Raw genomic sequence first — 16833 nt, 5'->3', positions numbered from 1 at the left:
GGGTTTCGGCGTACCTCGCTTGCGAGTAACGCGCTCGCCGATCATCGCCGATCCCGTCCTCGACGCCTACGCGCCGGGCCGACCTCAAGAATTGACACGTGAGGCAGATCAGTCGCCCGGGCGCGCGATGGTCCCCGCCCTCGATGGTCACGTCGCATCGAATCGAATCCGCGCCGGTGTTCATCTCGGCGGCGCAAACGGTACGGCAAGCACCTCGTCCGGCGCGGACCCGTCGCTGGAGCGGAAGGGCGGCTGCGCGACCGGCGCTAACGCAGAGCGGGGCGGACGTAGTCCGTCGGTCCGATCCGGGCCGGTGCGAGGACGAATTCGCACGGCCGGTGCTTCCTGTTCAGCGGACCTTCGCTGAGCCCATCACTGAAATAATCGGTTCCGGTCAGGCCGAAGCCGCCGCCGTTCATCACCTGCGGCACCGGAATGGCGTTCGGTACGTCCGGAACCGGACGACCACTGCTCGGGCTCGTCGGTAGAACGATCGGACCATCGGCCCCGAGATAACGCATCTGTGCCGAGGCGGCACCCGGGAGCCCGAGCGCGATCAGGCCGGCGGCGAGGACGGTTCGCATGGTCAGCACGAAGAACTCCGGTGGGCAGACAGACGACTCAGGGAGAAACGCGCCCGATCCCCTTATGCCTCAACCCGATGGTGCTGTCCGTGTCCGATCGGACGCGCTGCGGCAGGATTCGCACGGTACCCTGTGGGTAAGGCGGAGAAATCCGAGGGCGGCGCGGGGTTGGACCGGCGAGTCGCAAACGCGATCCACCGGGCCAGGGTCAGCCCTTGGCGCGAACCACCACCGAGCGCTCCTGCAGGATCGGCTCGCAATTGGTGTGATAGGCGTTCAGCACGGTCGAGCGCGACGTGCACTCGTAGCCGAGGGTCGGCTCTGGCGCCGGCACCGGATCGCGGGCCACGATCGGCTTCGGAGCGCAGGCTCCTGCGGAGGCGCTGAGCACCAGGGCGACGGCAAGGGTCAGGCGACGCATACGTTCCTCGGGCCTCGGCGAACCGGCCGCGCGATACGGGGGGAAACCCGGACGCGGCCACGCAAGACCCTGCTGACCCGGCCCCGTCGTGACAAGCACGCCGATGATCGCCGGACCGCTTTGCGGCCGCCTGTCTCCCGACCGCAACAGGCTGCGGCGGAAGCATCCGGCGCGCGGTCAGCCCGCCTTCGACAGGGGCGCATCGGACAGCGGCACCACGTTGTGCAGGGTCTTGTCGGAGGTCTCGAAGAAGCGCCGGACATTGCGCGCCGCCTGCCGGATGCGCTGCTCGTTCTCAACCAGGGCGATGCGGACATAGTTGTCGCCGTGCTCGCCGAAGCCGATACCGGGGGCCACCGCCACGTCGGACTTCTCCAGCAGCAGCTTCGAGAACTCGAGGCTGCCCAATGCCTGGTACTTTTCCGGGATCGGCACCCAGGCGAACATCGAGGCGGAGGGCGTCGGGATCTTCCAGCCGGTCTTGCCGAAGGACTCGATCAGCGCGTCACGGCGCTTCTTATAGATCGACCGCATTTCGACGATGCAGTCCTCCGGCCCGTTGAGGGCGGCAGTGGCCGCCACCTGGATCGGCGTGAAGGCGCCGTAATCGAGGTACGACTTCACCCGCGTCAGCGCCGCGAGCAGGCGCTCGTTGCCGACCGCGAAGCCCATGCGCCAGCCGGCCATGGAGAAGGTCTTCGACAGGGAGGAGAACTCGACGGTGCAGTCAATGGCGCCCGGCACTTCCAGAACGGAGGGCGGCGGATCACCGTCAAAATAGACCTCGGCATAGGCCAGATCCGACAGGATGATGATCTCGTGGCGCTTGGCGAAGGCAACGAGGTCCCGATAGAAATCGAGGCTCGCCACGTAGGCGGTCGGGTTCGAGGGGTAGCACACCACGATCGCCACCGGCTTCGGGATCGAGTGCTGCATCGCCTTCTCGACCGCGGGGAAGAAGGCCGGGGTCGGCTCGGCCGGCACGGAGCGGATCACGCCGCCGGCCATGAGGAAGCCGAAGGCGTGGATCGGATAGCTCGGGTTCGGCACCAGCACCACGTCGCCCGGCGCGGTGATGGCCTGGGCCATGTTGGCGAAGCCTTCCTTCGAGCCCAGAGTCGCCACCACCTGGGTGTCGGGATTCAGGCTCACGCCGAAGCGGCGCTTATAGTAGTTCGCCTGGGCCCGGCGCAGACCGGCAATGCCCTTCGACGACGAGTAGCGATCTGTGCGCGGGCGGCCGGCGGTCTCCACCAGCTTGGCGATGACGTGCTTCGGGGCGTCGAGATCCGGGTTGCCCATGCCGAGGTCGATGATGTCGGCGCCGTTGGCGCGGGCCTGGGCCTTGATCCGGTTCACCTGCTCGAACACGTAGGGCGGCAGGCGCTTGATGCGGTGGAAGTCGGTCATGGCCTTCACGGTGTCCAGGAGCAAAGGTGGGCGCGGGATTCTCCCGACGCGCGAATCTGTCATCAACCCGAGCGGAATCGTGGTTTCGTCCGGAGGTCCCTCGGGCGGAAATCCGGACGTCTCATGGCGACCTTGCCGGGCACAGGGCCATCGCAGATATCGCACGCTTCGCAAGGGTCTAGCAGTTTTGTGCCACGACGCCGAACGAAATCAGCGGGCGCGCAATCCGGCTACTGCGCCTTGCCGGCCTGCGCGGCACTCTCCGCCGAGCGGCCGCGCGCCTCGTTGCGGCCGCGGGCGGCCACCAGCTCCTCCTCCAGCGCCTTGGTGCCCTCGGCTGTCTTGGCGCGGGTGGGTCGGGCCGGGGCGGAGACGCCGACGGGCATGAAACCATCATCCTTGCGCCGCGAATCGGCGACGAATTCCGGCGCCTTGGCCTGAGGACCCGCCTCGCCCGTGCCATAGGCGGCCCGCATCGGATTGAGATCGCTGGAACAGCCGCCGAGCAGCGCGGCGGTGACCGCAAGGGCGACAAACTGACGGTTGTGACGCCGGGACATGGGGGTACTCGGCCGTTTCGGAAGCGGGCGCTCTGGCGGAACTGCGCGATGGCGCGTTAATTTGTCGGAAACGAGGCCTCCCACGATCGCGCGACAGGCGTCGCACGTACAAGGGTCGGGCCGAACTCGGGGAGAAACGCACGCGTGACGACCGAACGGACGACGCCGCCGCTGCCCGACATCGAAGCTCTGTCCCGCAACGCCAGCCTTCTGGTCGAGGAATTCGGGCGTGCTGCCTCTCGCTACATGAAACCGGTCGGAACGCCGGATGCCCTCCCGGTCGAGGCGGTCGAGCCGCCCGAGGAGGTCAAGGACGTGGTCCGCACCCTCGGCACCGTGGCCGAGACCTGGCTGTCCGATCCGAAGCGGACGGTCGAGGCCCAGACCAAGCTCAGCGAGGCCTTCATCACCCTGTGGGGTTCGACCTGGCTGAGGCTTCAGGGCGAAACGGCCGCACCCGTGACGCAGCCCGAGCCGAAGGACAACCGCTTCGCCCACGCGGAATGGTCGACCAACCCGATCTTCGACTTCATCAAGCAGAGCTATCTCATCACGTCCCGCTGGGCCGAAGGGCTGGTCGAGGACGCCGAGGGCATCGATGAACACACCCGGCACAAGGCGCAGTTCTACCTGCGCCAGATCACCGGCGCGCTTTCGCCCTCGAACTTCGTGATGACCAATCCGGAGTTGATCCGGCACACCCTGAAGGAGAACGGCGCCAACCTGGTGCGCGGCATGAAGATGCTGGCCGAGGACATCGAGGCCGGCAAGGGCCAGCTTCGCGTGCGCCAGACCGACCCCTCCGCCGGCTTCGAGGTCGGCGTCAACGTAGCGGTGACGCCGGGCGAAGTGGTGTTCCGCAACGATCTGATGGAGCTGATCCAGTACGCGCCCACCACCGACACGGTGCTCAAGCGCCCGTTCCTCATCGTGCCGCCCTGGATCAACAAGTTCTACATCCTCGATCTCAACCCCTCGAAGAGCCTGATCGCCTGGATGGTGAGCCAGGGCCTGACGGTGTTCTGCATCTCCTGGGTCAACCCGGATGCGCGGCACTCCGACAAGGACTTCGAAAGCTACATGCGGGAGGGGATCGAGAGCGCGATCGACGCGATCGGGGTGGCCACCGGCGAGAGCGAGGTCGCGGCGGCGGGCTACTGCGTCGGCGGCACGCTGCTCGCCGTCACCCTGGCGATGCAGGCCGCAACCGGCAACAAGCGCATCAAGAGCGCGACCTTCCTGACCACGCAGGTGGACTTCACCCATGCGGGCGACCTGAAGGTGTTCGCCGATGAGGACCAGATCCGCCTGATCGAGTCGCGGATGGAGAAGCGCGGCTACCTCGAGGGCACCGGCATGGCCACAGCCTTCAACATGCTGCGGCCGAACGATCTGATCTGGTCGTACGTGGTCAACAACTACGTCAAGGGCCAGTCGCCGATGCCCTTCGACCTTCTGTACTGGAACGCCGATTCGACCCGGATGCCGGCGGCCAACCACTCGTTCTACCTGCGCAACTGCTACCTCAACAACACATTGGCGCAGGGCAAGATGATCCTCGGCAACGTGCGGCTCGATCTGAAGAAGGTGAAAATTCCGATCTTCAATCTCGCCACCAAGGAGGATCACATCGCTCCTGCCCTGTCGGTGTTCGAGGGTTCCTCGAAGTTCGGCGGTCCGGTCGACTATGTGCTGGCGGGATCGGGTCACATTGCCGGAGTGGTGAACCCACCCTTGAAGCCGAAATACGGGTTCTGGACCGGCGGCCCGGCCAAGGGAAAATTCGAGGACTGGCTGGCGGCGGCGACCGAAACCAAGGGATCGTGGTGGCCCTACTGGTTCCAGTGGCTGGAGCATCAGGCCCCGGCCCGCGTCCCGGCCCGGATTCCCGGCGAAGCCGGCCTTGCCTCTCTTGGCCCGGCACCCGGCACCTACGTGCGGATGAAAGCATAAGGGCTGCGCCCTCGCGGTACATCGACGACGTGCCGTTCCAATCATCTTTGACGACGGGCCAATCCTGAAGGATCGGCCCTGAGGGCATTCATCGCCGTCCCCCGAGGGCATCCATGGCCGCCCTCAGAGAAGAGATGCTTCGTCGCGTCTGCCGATCAGGCGAAGGCGTAGTCGCTCGGGATCAGAAGGGTGCCCGGTGTGCCGCCGGTGCTGATCAGCAACTGTCCTTCGGACAGGCCAGCGGTATCGTGGATCTCGTAGACCATCGCGTTCCCCGATGTCCCCACCATAGCCAGGGTCGAGCCGGCCGTGAAACCGGTGAGCTTGATCAGATCGCCGCCGATGGCGCCCGCACCCTGGAAATCGACGATCAGGTCCGTGGCCCCCTTCAAAGCCAAGTCTCCGCGGGCGATCAGGAAGGTGTCGTTTCCGGCACCACCGGCCATGCGATCCGCTCCGAGGCCCCCGGTGAGCACGTCATTGCCGTTGCCCCCGGACAGTACGTCGTTGCCGGCGCCCCCATTCAGGGAGTCATCTCCGCGGCCGCCGCGAAGCGTGTCGTCGCCGTCGAGGCCGGCGATCTGAACGCGCGTGGTCGAGGTCGAGAAATCGAGGACGTCGGCCGATGCCGTGCCGCGGACGTAGCTCCCTGACGCAATGTCGTCGTTGCGGATCGTCGCCGATGCGGTTGCATGAAGCGGGTCGATGCTGCCGGTACTGGGGGATGCGAGGGTGACCGTGAAGGCCTCGTCGCGCTCGACCAGCGCATCGCCCGCAACCGCGATCGTGACGCGCGCCGTGCTCTGCCCGGCAGCGAACGTCACGGTACCGGACGGGAGAACACCACCGGAGAAATCGGCGCCGTCCGCCGTGTCGCTGGTGACCGAGAAGCGGATGGTCGCGGCGGCATCGACGGACCCGTCACGGGTGATGTCGAATTGGAAAGGGGTCGAACCGCCGTTCCCCTCCAGCGCAGCAGCCGAGAGGGCGGCGAGCGAGAAGACCGTCGGCTGGTAGCTCGACGCGTTGACCACCTGATCGTCAAACTGGAAACGTTCGATGCCGCTCAGGATATCGGTCCCGTCATTGAGACCAGGGCGCGTGTCGCTGATAGTGAAGCGTCCGGTGGGGGCGTCGTACCGGATGGCATGCTGCGCCAACGTTCCGGAGAAGCGGGCGATGTCGTCGCCGGTGCCGCCATCGAGAACGTCATTGCCGAGCCCGCCGACGAGTTGATCGACATCGGCGCCGCCGAAAAGCCGATCGTCGCCGCTCCCGCCGAAGAGCATATCGTTCCCCACGCCGCCGTCGAGCGTGTCGTTCCCGTCGCCGGCACCTTCCGAGAAACTCAGGCGGAGGAATTTCCCGTCGACGCCCATCGCGTAGAGGCTGCCGTCGCCGCTCTGGGCGAAAGACACGATGGCGCTGAAGCGGCCATTATCGATGCGCAAATCCTGATCCAGATTCCGGAAGAACTGGGGTTCGCCGTTGACGATGCGGGTAGCCCAGAGATGATTGGCCGAGAAATCGGTGAAGAGGTAGAGATCCTGCGCACCACCGGAGCCGTGGTAGACGTAGCCACCGGTGACTGAGGACCCGTTCAGTGGGCCGCTGCCATGCTGGTACTCCAAGGTCGGATCGGTATAGGCCGGATCGTCCGGGCCGATCGATCCTTCCTTCACGCGCCAGCCGAAATTCAAACCGCCACCGATGCCGGCTTGGACGACGTTGATCTCCTCGGTTCGGTCCTCGCCCACATCGCCGATGTAGAGATCGCCTGTCTTGGAATCGAAGCTGTTCCGCCAGGGATTGCGCAGGCCGAGCGCCCAAACCTCGGGTGCACCCTCGCCCGGCGCGAACGCATTCCCATCCGGGATGACGTAGTTCCGGGTCGAGTCGTTCGGAAAGCCATCGGCACGGACGTCGATCCGCAGCATTTTGCCGAGGAGTGAGTTCGGGTCCTGCGCCGTGTCCTCTACGCGTCCCGGGAACCCGCCATCGCCGGTGGCGATGTAGAGGAAGCCGTCCGGACCGAAGTCCATCCAGCCGCCGTAATGCTGGTCTCCCGGATGGTCGAAGGCGAGGATGACCTTGGCGGAGGCCGGATCGGCCTGGTTCGGTTGGGTCGCGGATCGCGTGTACTCGCGAATCTCGACGGCTCCGGTCGGGTTGGTCAGATAGATGTAGAACTTGCCGTTGGCGGCGTAGCCGGGATCGAACGCCAGGCCGAGAAGGCCCTGCTCTCCACCGGGCGCGAGGCTGGTGTCGGGAAGATCGAGGAACGGAATCGCCAACTTGGTCTCGCTGGCCGTATCGAGGATGACGATCCGACCGCTATGCTGCTCGACCACGTAGAGAAGGCCCGGCTGCCCGGGCGGCGATGCGGCATAGACGGGACTGGCGAAGCCGACCGGTAGGCGGTGGACGTCGATGGCGCCTGAATCGAGGGCGCGATCGGCGGACCCGAACCCGTACAGGATATCGTCTCCGCCGCTGCCCGTCAGGGTATCCGAGCCCATGCCTCCCGACAGGGTGTCCGCGCCAGACGAACCAACGACCCGATCGTCATCTGGACCAAGATTCGTGATCATTCCTGCCACTCCATGTGCCGAGATCGGCCATGGTGACGCGAGACATCGCATCCATCAAGGTATCAATGCGCTTTTCTGAAAGCTCTTGATAAATGAGCATTCGACCCTGGGTCGGGTTGTCCAGCTTTTTTGCGATCCGGACCGGTTGTCAGAAAATCTTTCAAGTAATGGCCATTACAGGCCTTGGTCGCTCACTGCCGGCGCACAAAAATCATCTGCTTGATGGGGGCGGCCCGTGATCTCGTAGGATATATCGCAGGCTGGAAGATCTCGATGCGGCGTCAATCGTTCTTTTGGTTGCGTTCTGGAACGGCCTTGCCTGCGGCCCGGGTCTGTCGGCTCTCAGCGATGAGCGGCCGGTCCCGGGGCGTCTCGGCGGCGTTGAAGATCGCGTCTGCACCGCCGCCGGCACCAGCTTCAGAATTTACGCACCAGAGGCGCAGGTGCGACCACGGCCGGCTCGCCGAAGACGTAGCGGAAGCCGACCGACACGATGTCGGCGCTGCCGTTCGCCGTCCCGACGAAGGGCACCAGCGGGTTGTCGCGCGTCACGATGCTGTTCTTGTCCACGAACAGGTGGGAATAGGCGAGATTGAGCGTCAGCTTCTCGCTCCAGCGGTAGCTTCCGCCGAAGGAGAGGTTGACCCGGTCGCCGTCCGGGAGGCGGACGGTGCGGTTCGCGTCGTTGATGGGCGACTGCTCGTAGGCGACACCGGCGCGGACCGTCAGCGCCGGAGACCAATCGTATTCGCCACCAATGGAATAGGTATAACCGTCCTTGTAGTTCAGGTGTAGGACGGTCGCGACGCCACCGGTCCGATTGGAGAGGACATTGACCTCCCCGAGACGGCTCCAGTTGTCCCACTCGAAGCCGAAATTGATGCGGGCCACCGGGCTGATCGCCTGCGTGAGGCCGACGCTCAGCTTCTCGGGCGTGTTGAGCTTCGCCTTCACGTCACCGCCCAAAGCGGCGAACGGGCCCGGAAGGATGAGTTGACCACCGATGTCGTGATGCACCGACGAGCGGAAGCCGACGCCGATTGCGGTACCTTCCAGCGGCGTGATCAGAACACCGGCGGTGAATCCGACGCCCCAGGAATCCGCCTTGATGCCGGAACTCGGCAGGTTCGCGGGATCGATATTGATCGGCGAGAGAAACCCCTGACGCAGGGTCAGCTTGAAATATTCGATGTTCGGACCGGCGGCGACCGACAGCCATTCGTTGACCTTGAAGCCGATGACCGGATTGAAGGCGAGAGAAAAGATCCGGCTGGAGCGTCCGTAGATCTCGCCGGCCCAGGTGTTGCGCGGCTTGGTCACGAGGCCGAAGGGCGCGCCGGTCGTGATGCCGATCCAGAGACGTTCGTTGAGCTGGTAGGAGGTGGCGCCCGCAGGCACTACGGCGCCCTGGCCGATATCGCCGCTGCCACCGAGGCGGGCAAACGCCGGGTTGGTGCCGGCCTCGGGAGTGATCCGCCCGGACAGGTTGATGAAGGAGAGGTTCTGCTCGGTCACCCAGCCTGGCCGCATGGTCACGGTGGCAGGGTTCCAGAACATCGAGGACACGCCGCCGGAGCCGGAGGCGGCACCCGCGAAGGAAAGGCCCTGGGCCTGCGTGCTCTGCTCTCGGATGCCGAAGGCACCGGCCGAGGCAGCGGTCACGCTCGCGCAGATGAAGGCTGCCGAAACGCCCGACCGCGCGAAGCTGCGGATGGAACGGCCCCGAAACGTGCCCATCATGATGTAAGACCCACCCCTGTTGCTGATGCTCGCTTGTCCCGTCCCGAACGGGGCGGCCCCGCACCTTGAGTGAGACAATGACGTGGTCAGGTCGACTTCGCAATCCTGCTAAACTTAAGTAAATATCGCGTTAATATTCACGTTTATACTTTGATGTGCGTAATATTTCATCCTCGTAATCCCCTGTATGAGATGGGTCGCAGAATGGTTCATATCTAAACTCTCTCATTTGTGAGTAAGCGCCGTTCCGGGAAAATCGGCGCAGACGCATCTCCGGGCATCGGTGTGGCCTTTAGGCGACAAAAGCGCCGTCGTCGGGCACCTCCGACGTTTCTGAAGCGAACAGATTCCGCGGCATCTGTCGCGTGTCGCCTCTTGCCGCCTGTTGTCCGGGGATCGATCTGTTGCTTCGGGAAGTAGAGAGAGGCATCAGCCATGAAACTGGTTCGGTACGGTGCGAACGGGGATGAGAAGCCGGGTCTCGTCGACGCGCAGGGCGTCCTGCGCGATCTGTCGGCGCACGTGAAGGACATCGCCGGCCCCGCCCTGTCGCGCGAAACTCTGGAGCGCCTGCGCCGGATCGATCCGGCCAGCCTTCCGGCCCTGCCCGCCGGGACACGCCTCGGCCCCTGCGTCGGCGCGACGCGAAATGTCATCGCCATCGGGCTGAACTACACAGACCATGCCGCCGAGATCGGCGCCGACATCCCGCCCGAGCCGATCCTCTTCAACAAGGCTCCGTCGTGCCTGGCAGGGGCCAACGACCGGGTGATCCTGCCCAAGGGCTCGGCCAAGACCGATTGGGAGGTGGAACTGGCGCTGGTGATCGGCGCCCGCGCCTCCTACGTCCACGCCAACGAGGCCCTGTCCTACGTGGCCGGCGCCTGCATCTGCAACGACGTGTCGGAGCGCGAATACCAGATGGAGCGCGGCGGGACCTGGACGAAGGGCAAGGGTTGCCCGACCTTCGGTCCCCTCGGCCCCTGGCTCGTCACGCTGGACGAGATCCCCGACCTCAAGCGGCTCGGTCTGTGGCTCGACCTCAACGGCACCCGGATGCAGACGGGCTCGACCGCCACGATGATCTTGGATCCTGCCCAGCTCGTCGCTTACGTCTCGCACTTCATGATGCTGGAGCCCGGTGACATCATCACCACGGGCACGCCGCCCGGTGTCGGCATGGCGCGCAAGCCACCCCGCTTCCTGCGCAACGGCGACGTGGTGACCCTCGGCATCGACGGTCTCGGCGAGCAGCGACAGGAGATCATCGCCTTCGACGACTGGACCGCCAAGGTGGCGGCCGGCGAGCCTACCCACTGAATGCGCGGCCGGCTTGATTTTCCGGCCAGGATTCGCCTTCTGGGCACATGACCGACACTCTGGCCCCCCTCGCCCCCTTCCCGGCCGCCGAAACCTCGGCCATCCGTCACGACTGGACGGTGGCCGAGATCCAGGCGATCCACGATCTGCCGCTCCTCGATCTCGTGTTCCGGGCGGCGCAGGTTCACCGCGCCCACAACGATCCCGCCGACATCCAGCGCGCCAGCCTCCTGTCGATCAAGACCGGCGGCTGCCCCGAGGATTGCGCCTACTGCCCGCAATCGGCCCACCACAAGGGCACCGGGATGGCCCGCGAGCGCCTGATGCCGGTGGATGCGGTGCTGCGCGAAGCGGCGGAGGCGAAGGCCGCCGGCGCTCACCGCTTCTGCATGGGCGCGGCTTGGCGCCAGCCCAAGGACGGCCCGGAATTCGATGCCGTGCTGGCGATGGTGCGCGGCGTGCGTGGCCTCGGCATGGAAGCCTGCGTGACGCTGGGTATGCTCTCGCCGACGCAGGCCGAGCGCCTCGCGGAGGCAGGGCTCACCTCCTACAATCACAACCTCGACACCGGGCCCGAATTCTACGGCGACATCATCTCGACCCGCACCTACGAAGACCGCCTGACCACCCTGCAGAACGTGCGCGACGCCGGTATTGGCGTCTGCTGCGGCGGCATCGTCGGCATGGGCGAGGGCGTCAAGGACCGTGCAAGCATGCTTCACGTGCTGGCGAACCACGCGCCGCATCCGGAAAGCGTTCCGATCAATGCCCTGGTGGCGGTGGAGGGTACGCCTTTGGAAGATCGTCCGGCCGTCGATCCCCTCGATCTCGTTCGGATGTGCGCCACCGCCCGCATCGTGATGCCGCGCGCCCGCGTTCGGCTGAGCGCCGGGCGCAAGGGCCTGACCCGCGAGGCGCAGATCCTGTGCTTCCTCGCCGGCGCCAACTCGATCTTCTACGGCGAGCGCCTGTTGACCACGGCCAACAACGAGACCGATTCCGATGCCGAGCTGCTGCGCGACATCGGCATCACCGTTCCGGGCCTGACGCTCGCGGCGGCCGAGTAACCTCCCTCCCCCGGAACCCGCCCCGGCTCATCCGCCGGCGGCGTCCGGGATGGTGATGCGGAAGCAGGTTCCACAAGCGGTCTCGTCGAGGGTCAGGCGTCCCCCGTTCAGCTCGACCAGCTCGAACGCGATGGCGAGACCGAGACCGGTTCCACCTGAGCGTGACGAACCCTTGAACGGGCTGAACAGGTGTTCGCGAGCACGCGCCGGAAGACCAGGGCCGTTATCGGCCACGAGGATCGTGGTCTCCCCAGATCCCGCCGCGCCGACACGCTTGGCCTCGATGGTGATCGCAGGATTGTCGCGAACCGAAGCCTCCGCCCCATTGGCCGAAGGGCTGAGCGCCTGCACCGCGTTCCGCACGATGTTGGCGAGCGCTCGTGAGAACTGATCCGGGTCGACGAAAATCTTGAGATCGCCCGGGCAGATCTCGTGAATGGCGATCTTCGAATCACGGCCGCGTCCGGCGAGGTCGGCCTGTTCCGAGAACAGCGCAGCCAGCGGAATCGTGCGCCGGTTCGGCTTGCGCTCCGAGGTCCGGCCATACGCCAGGGTTTCCTCGCAGAAGCGGATCGCGCGATCCAAGGTCGCCACGAGGCGCGGGGCCACGCGCTGAACGACCGGATCGGTGACGCCATCCAGTCGGTCGCTGAGCAACTGCGCGGTGGTCAGCAGATTGCGCAGTTCGTGGTTGATCTTGCTCACCGAGAGACCGAGCCCGGCCAAGCGCCGCTTCTCACGGAGCTCGCCCGCGAGCGCGGTTTCCATCCGGGCCAGGGCGATTTCCGCCTGTCCAATCTCATCCGTCCGGCGAGAGGGCACGATGACGCCATCGATCGCCTCGGGGTTCTCGGCGAAGTCGGTGATGTTGCGCACGAGGCGGCCGACCGGCCGAACGATCGCGCGCTGGAGCACGAGGAAGATCAGCCCCGCCACGGCCGCCGCGATGGCCAGGGATGACAGGGCGAGGCGAATGGCGAAGTCTGCCACCGCCTCACGGAATGGACCCGGATCCATCAGGATCTCGACGAGATCGAAGCCGTCCCGTCCATGTCCGATGACTCGAATCGGGTGTGGTGTTTCGGCCAGAAGGGTCCGGGCGATGCCGCGGATCGACGCAATCCAATGATCCTCACGCAGATCGATGATTTCCGACACGGTGTCCGGCACCATCTCGATCGACAGCAGACGTCGGGCGCCATTGCCCCGAACCGCGATGGCACGAGCACCCGCTCCGGCCAGGAGGCGCTGGGACAGGCCCTCGGAGACCTGCTGGTCCGGGGCGGCGTCCAGCACCAGGGCCGCGACCTGGGCCGCGGCGATCCGGTCAGAGAGCCACATCCGGCGGTAGTTCGACACCGTCGGGACGTAGATCAGCACTTCGATCAGGGCCACGAAGGCCACAGTGAGCAGGAACAGCCGCCCGGATAGCCCAAGGTGACGCCCGAGCCCGCGCGACGACGTCGGCTCGACGGATGTGACCTGCTGCTGGAATTCGACGCGCGACGTCACACCCATCTCGGCACTTTGCGTTTCCGGTGTCCTGTGGCGCGACGTGCAACGGCGTGAATTCGATCTGGAGGACCATCCAGCGGCGTTTTCAGGGCGAAGGCTCGGCGCGTGATTGCCGTGCCAACGCTCCGAATCGTCGAAGGCTGCGTCCAGCTCCCGAACTCTTTAGATCAGGTACATGGCTAAATTCGATCAGAAATTAAGGCTGACGACGGGTCAGTCGGCGTCGTAGGACTACCGAGACGAGGGCGAAGGCGGCCAAGGCGGCCAGACCGGCGACCATCTTGGGAGTGACAAGGGCTCGCAGCGTGAGGGCATTGTCGCAATCAAGCCCCTGCGCCGCGAGGCAGGCGGTCTTCGCCGTCTCATGGACGGCGACGACATCCTCGATGGCCGCTCCGGTCGAGGCATAGATGAAGGCGCCGGGCAGCAGGCCCACAAGGGTCGCCAGCACGAAGGTGCTGCGCTTCACGCCGAAGGCGGCCGGTGCCAGATTGGTCATCCAGAACGGAAAGATCGGCAGCAGCCGCAAGAAGGCGATGTAGCCGAAAGCGTCCTCGCGAAATCCCGCCGCCAAGCTGGCGAGACGTGGGCCGGCCCGCCGTAGTAGCAGATCGGAAGCGGGTCCGCGCCCGATGGTAAAGACGATGGCGGCCCCGGTGGTGGCGGCGGCCAGGGCGATGAGCGCGCCCGGCACGATGCCGAAGAGAAATCCGCACAGCATCGTCAGGAACAGCGAGGCGGGCACGGAGACCACGACCGCGCCGACATAGACGCAGTAGGCCGCCACCATCGCGCGGAATGGATCTTCCGCCACCCACGCGTTGAGCCAGGCGCGCGAGGCGAGCAGCCGATCGAGGCTGAGGAGATGCGAAGCACCCGAGACAAGAACGGCGAGAGAGGCACCGACGAGGAGCAGCAACGGTATCCAGCGGAAGAGACGTTTCGTCCGCGTCGATGCCGGTGGGCGGGCGAGCGGCTCGCTCACCCGGGCTTGCGCATCCGGAGGATCTTGAAGAATCCGCCGGGGAAGGTCGGCGAGACACCGATGAATTCGACGCCATTGGCTCGAGCCCAGGCTTCGATCCGCGTCGATTTGAACGCCGAGGACCAGCCGATCTTGGTGCAGAGCGGGGCCACGATCTCCTCGACCTTCGCCACCGGACCGGCGGTCTGGCCGAAATGGTTGGCCAGCACGATCTCGCCACCGGGCCGGACCACGCGCAGAAACTCGGAAAGCGCCGCCTCGGGGTCCGGCACGAGGGTGATGAGGAATTGCGCCACCACCGCGTCGAAGGATTTGTCGGCGTAACCGAGGCGGCACACATCCATCACCTGGAGCCCGTGCACGTGGCGCAGGCCGCGACGAAGCACCTTGGCGCGCGCCCGCTTCAGCATGTCCTCGGACAGGTCGACGCCGCAGACGAAGCTGGTGGGCGGGTAATAGCCGAGCGACAGGCCGGTACCGACGCCCGCCTCCAGGATGCGTGGACCGCAAGCCACCGCCGCGTTCACCGCGTCGCGCGCCGCCGGCTCCGTCAGCTTGTCGTAGATGACATCGTAGACCGGTGCCCAGCGGGCATAGGCCTTGCGCATCAGGGCGGTGCTCGGACCAGCCTCCCGCGGCTCGCTCAGCATGTCAGTCTCGTCGTCCTGTGAAGGGATCGGGGTTCGCCCGCGCCGATGGCGGGGCTTATGATGACGCGGCTCTCGCTCAGGCGGCTTGGGCCGTGCCGGTCGCCAACGCGTCGATACGCCGAATGGTGCCACCGCCGAGGACGCGGGCGCGTGGGCCGTCGTCGGCGTAGATCACGCAGGCCTGTCCGGGCGAGACGCCGTCCTCGGGCGTCGCCAGGACGATCTCGGCCGAATGGTCCCTGGAATCTCGGGTGAGAAGCGCCGGGCGGGGCTCGCGGGTGGAGCGCACCCGCACCGCCACGGGCAGGCCCTCGAAAGCTTCGTCGCCCCCGAGCCAGTTCAGGTCGGTGATCCGAATTCGGCTGGTGGCCAGGGCCGAGCGTGGACCGACCACAACACGGGCGCTGTCGGGCTCAAGGCGGATGACGTAGAGCGGTTCGCCGACCGCGAGGCGCAGGCCCCGTCGCTGGCCGACGGTGTAGTGGATGATGCCCTCGTGCCGGCCGAGCACCTGCCCTCCGAGATCGACGATCTCGCCGGCGCGGGCCGCGTCCGGCCGCAGCCGGGCGATCACATCGGCGTAGCGTCCCTGCGGAACGAAGCAGATGTCCTGACTGTCAGCTTTTTCGGCGACCGCAAGGCCAAGGTCACGGGCGAGGCGCCGGGTCTCGTCCTTCGGCAGTTCCCCCAGGGGGAAACGGAGGAAGTCGAGTTGCTCCGCCGTGGTGGCGTAGAGGAAGTAGCTCTGGTCCCGCGCCGGATCGAGGGCGCGGTAGAGGCCGCGGCCACCGGAAGCCTCCGGGCGGCTCGCCACGTAATGCCCGGTCGCGAGGCAATCGGCTTCCAGGTCGCGGGCAGTGCGTAACAAATCGCGGAACTTGATCGAGCGATTGCACTCGACGCAGGGGATCGGCGTCTCCCCGGCGAGGTAGCTTTCGGCAAAGCGATCGATCACGGATTCGCGGAAACGGTCCTCGTAGTCGAGAACATAATGCGGGATCTCAAGAGCCTCTGCCACGCGGCGGGCATCATGGATGTCCTGGCCGGCGCAGCAGGCGCCTTTCCGATGGGTGGCGGCGCCATGATCGTAGAGCTGAAGCGTGATGCCGACGACGTCGTAGCCCTGCCGCTTCAGGAGACCGGCCACGACGGAGGAATCGACGCCGCCGGACATGGCGACGACGACGCGCGTCTCGTGCGGAGCCTTGGGAAGATCGAGGGAATTCATCGCGCCAGGGTTTGCCGGTGAGGACCGGTCCGGTCCCGCGCGTGAGTCTATAGCGATCCTCGCCCGGGAGTTCCAGGGAGATAGGTCAAGCGGGACAAGGCAAGTGTAGGCCCTCAGACGGGTGAAAGCTGCCGGCCCTCAGGCAGAAATTGCCGACCCGCGTTTTCATCAGCTCGACAGTCGACCAAAATTCCTAATCAATCACAGTCTCTTAGATCAAAAATTTCCTGGCCTGCGCCTTGCTCTGTCGGAGCCGAGGAGTAAGCGACCCATGCCTGTCTCGCCAATCGACCGGAGTTCCCTGGCGCGGCGGCCAGCCCCGACCGGAACGGTTCCGTCGCCGGGGGCAAACCTTGCCAGCTTCCGCATCGAGGCATCGGACGCGGCGTCCCGCGACGCTTCGTCCAACCTGCGTTCGGCGGCACTGCGACCCCGGGGCGACTACGCGGCGGCGGCGACTCGGAATGACCGAGTGGCGTCGGACCGCGCCGATGCCGCACGTCGAGCGGCGCAGGACCGGCATGATGCAAGGCAGGACGACGCGGCAAAGGCCGAGAGGGCTGAAAGGGCGAAGAGCGCTCGGTCGACCCCGGAGGCGCGCCAGCGGGCCGCTGCCCCGCAGGTTCGGGACCGGGTGTCCACCGCTGACCGCCAGGAAACTGCCGAAACGGTCGGTACGCCCCCCCCAGGGGCAGCCGGATCATCGGACGAAACATCCAATGCGGATGCGGCCTCTGACGACGGCAAGGCGATCCCCGAGGATGGTAGGGCCTCCAAAGACGAGACGAAGGAAGCGGCGCTGGGCGCGG

The 16833-nt window shown here is 66.0% G+C and carries 13 protein-coding genes; 3 read left to right on the top strand and 10 right to left on the bottom strand.

Going from position 1 to position 16833, the window contains the following annotated elements; translation table 11 throughout:
• Positions 1-266: 266 nt before the first annotated feature.
• The 4 genes from ACV7NL_RS10645 to ACV7NL_RS10630 form a co-directional block, all read right to left on the bottom strand.
• A complete protein-coding gene (locus ACV7NL_RS10645) occupies positions 267-584 on the bottom strand; it encodes a hypothetical protein (RefSeq protein ID WP_463357102.1) in 318 nt (105 codons plus the stop codon).
• Positions 585-792: 208 nt separating this feature from the next.
• Positions 793-1005, bottom strand: a complete 213-nt coding sequence (locus tag ACV7NL_RS10640; RefSeq protein WP_056189261.1) for a hypothetical protein — start codon at positions 1003-1005, stop codon at positions 793-795.
• Positions 1006-1182: 177 nt separating this feature from the next.
• Positions 1183-2415, bottom strand: a complete 1233-nt coding sequence (locus tag ACV7NL_RS10635; RefSeq protein ID WP_056480130.1) for an LL-diaminopimelate aminotransferase — start codon at positions 2413-2415, stop codon at positions 1183-1185.
• Positions 2416-2645: 230 nt separating this feature from the next.
• A complete protein-coding gene (locus ACV7NL_RS10630; RefSeq protein WP_463355628.1) occupies positions 2646-2975 on the bottom strand; it encodes a hypothetical protein in 330 nt (109 codons plus the stop codon).
• Positions 2976-3119: 144 nt separating this feature from the next.
• Here ACV7NL_RS10630 and ACV7NL_RS10625 point away from each other — a divergent pair, with 144 nt between their 5' ends.
• The gene (locus ACV7NL_RS10625) at positions 3120-4928 is read left to right on the top strand and encodes a PHA/PHB synthase family protein (protein ID WP_463355627.1); all 1809 of its coding nucleotides are present in this window, start codon (positions 3120-3122) and stop codon (positions 4926-4928) included.
• 155 nt (positions 4929-5083) lie between these two features.
• Here ACV7NL_RS10625 and ACV7NL_RS10620 read toward each other — a convergent pair whose 3' ends face one another.
• Complete coding sequence (locus tag ACV7NL_RS10620) at positions 5084-7519, bottom strand: PQQ-dependent sugar dehydrogenase (protein WP_463355626.1); 2436 nt, start codon at positions 7517-7519, stop codon at positions 5084-5086.
• A gap of 417 nt (positions 7520-7936) precedes the next feature.
• Entirely contained in the window at positions 7937-9259 is a 1323-nt protein-coding gene (locus tag ACV7NL_RS10615; RefSeq protein ID WP_463355625.1) for an OmpP1/FadL family transporter, read from the bottom strand.
• 435 nt (positions 9260-9694) lie between these two features.
• Between ACV7NL_RS10615 and ACV7NL_RS10610 the strand changes: the two genes are divergently transcribed.
• Both ACV7NL_RS10610 and bioB read left to right on the top strand, forming a co-directional pair.
• The gene (locus ACV7NL_RS10610; protein WP_463355624.1) at positions 9695-10579 is read left to right on the top strand and encodes a fumarylacetoacetate hydrolase family protein; all 885 of its coding nucleotides are present in this window, start codon (positions 9695-9697) and stop codon (positions 10577-10579) included.
• A 47-nt stretch (positions 10580-10626) separates the two neighbouring features.
• On the top strand, positions 10627-11646 hold the full coding sequence (gene bioB / locus ACV7NL_RS10605) for a biotin synthase BioB (protein ID WP_463355623.1): 1020 nt from the start codon (positions 10627-10629) through the stop codon (positions 11644-11646).
• A gap of 27 nt (positions 11647-11673) precedes the next feature.
• On the opposite strand, the gene ACV7NL_RS10600 is transcribed toward bioB, so the two are convergent.
• From ACV7NL_RS10600 to mnmA, 4 genes are all read right to left on the bottom strand, one after another.
• Positions 11674-13164 carry an ATP-binding protein gene (locus tag ACV7NL_RS10600; protein ID WP_463355622.1) on the bottom strand — a complete coding sequence of 497 codons (1491 nt, stop codon included), beginning with the start codon at positions 13162-13164 and terminating at the stop codon, positions 11674-11676.
• Between the two features lie 193 nt (positions 13165-13357).
• Positions 13358-14146 carry a TVP38/TMEM64 family protein gene (locus tag ACV7NL_RS10595; protein ID WP_056189281.1) on the bottom strand — a complete coding sequence of 263 codons (789 nt, stop codon included), beginning with the start codon at positions 14144-14146 and terminating at the stop codon, positions 13358-13360.
• A complete protein-coding gene (locus tag ACV7NL_RS10590; RefSeq protein ID WP_056479184.1) occupies positions 14143-14796 on the bottom strand; it encodes a class I SAM-dependent methyltransferase in 654 nt (217 codons plus the stop codon). Before ACV7NL_RS10590 ends, ACV7NL_RS10595 begins: the two co-directional genes overlap by 4 nt.
• Positions 14797-14872: 76 nt before the next feature.
• A complete protein-coding gene (mnmA, locus tag ACV7NL_RS10585; protein ID WP_463355621.1) occupies positions 14873-16024 on the bottom strand; it encodes a tRNA 2-thiouridine(34) synthase MnmA in 1152 nt (383 codons plus the stop codon).
• Between the last annotated feature and the right edge of the window lie 809 nt (positions 16025-16833).

The sequence above is a fragment of the Methylobacterium sp. Ger2507 genome, assembly GCF_055231875.1.
This window is presented reverse-complemented; position numbering and strand designations above follow the sequence as displayed.

What these genes read in the sequence shown, in the direction of transcription:
- ACV7NL_RS10645 (WP_463357102.1), bottom strand. Translation starts at nt 584, where the DNA reads ATGCGAACCGTCCTCGCCGCCGGCCTGATCGCGCTCGGGCTCCCGGGT.
- ACV7NL_RS10640 (WP_056189261.1), bottom strand. Translation starts at nt 1,005, where the DNA reads ATGCGTCGCCTGACCCTTGCCGTCGCCCTGGTGCTCAGCGCCTCCGCA.
- ACV7NL_RS10635 (WP_056480130.1), bottom strand. Translation starts at nt 2,415, where the DNA reads ATGACCGACTTCCACCGCATCAAGCGCCTGCCGCCCTACGTGTTCGAG.
- ACV7NL_RS10630 (WP_463355628.1), bottom strand. Translation starts at nt 2,975, where the DNA reads ATGTCCCGGCGTCACAACCGTCAGTTTGTCGCCCTTGCGGTCACCGCC.
- ACV7NL_RS10620 (WP_463355626.1), bottom strand. Translation starts at nt 7,519, where the DNA reads ATGATCACGAATCTTGGTCCAGATGACGATCGGGTCGTTGGTTCGTCT.
- ACV7NL_RS10615 (WP_463355625.1), bottom strand. Translation starts at nt 9,259, where the DNA reads ATGATGGGCACGTTTCGGGGCCGTTCCATCCGCAGCTTCGCGCGGTCG.
- ACV7NL_RS10610 (WP_463355624.1), top strand. Translation starts at nt 9,695, where the DNA reads ATGAAACTGGTTCGGTACGGTGCGAACGGGGATGAGAAGCCGGGTCTC.
- bioB (WP_463355623.1), top strand. Translation starts at nt 10,627, where the DNA reads ATGACCGACACTCTGGCCCCCCTCGCCCCCTTCCCGGCCGCCGAAACC.
- ACV7NL_RS10600 (WP_463355622.1), bottom strand. Translation starts at nt 13,164, where the DNA reads ATGGGTGTGACGTCGCGCGTCGAATTCCAGCAGCAGGTCACATCCGTC.
- ACV7NL_RS10590 (WP_056479184.1), bottom strand. Translation starts at nt 14,796, where the DNA reads ATGCTGAGCGAGCCGCGGGAGGCTGGTCCGAGCACCGCCCTGATGCGC.
- mnmA (WP_463355621.1), bottom strand. Translation starts at nt 16,024, where the DNA reads ATGAATTCCCTCGATCTTCCCAAGGCTCCGCACGAGACGCGCGTCGTC.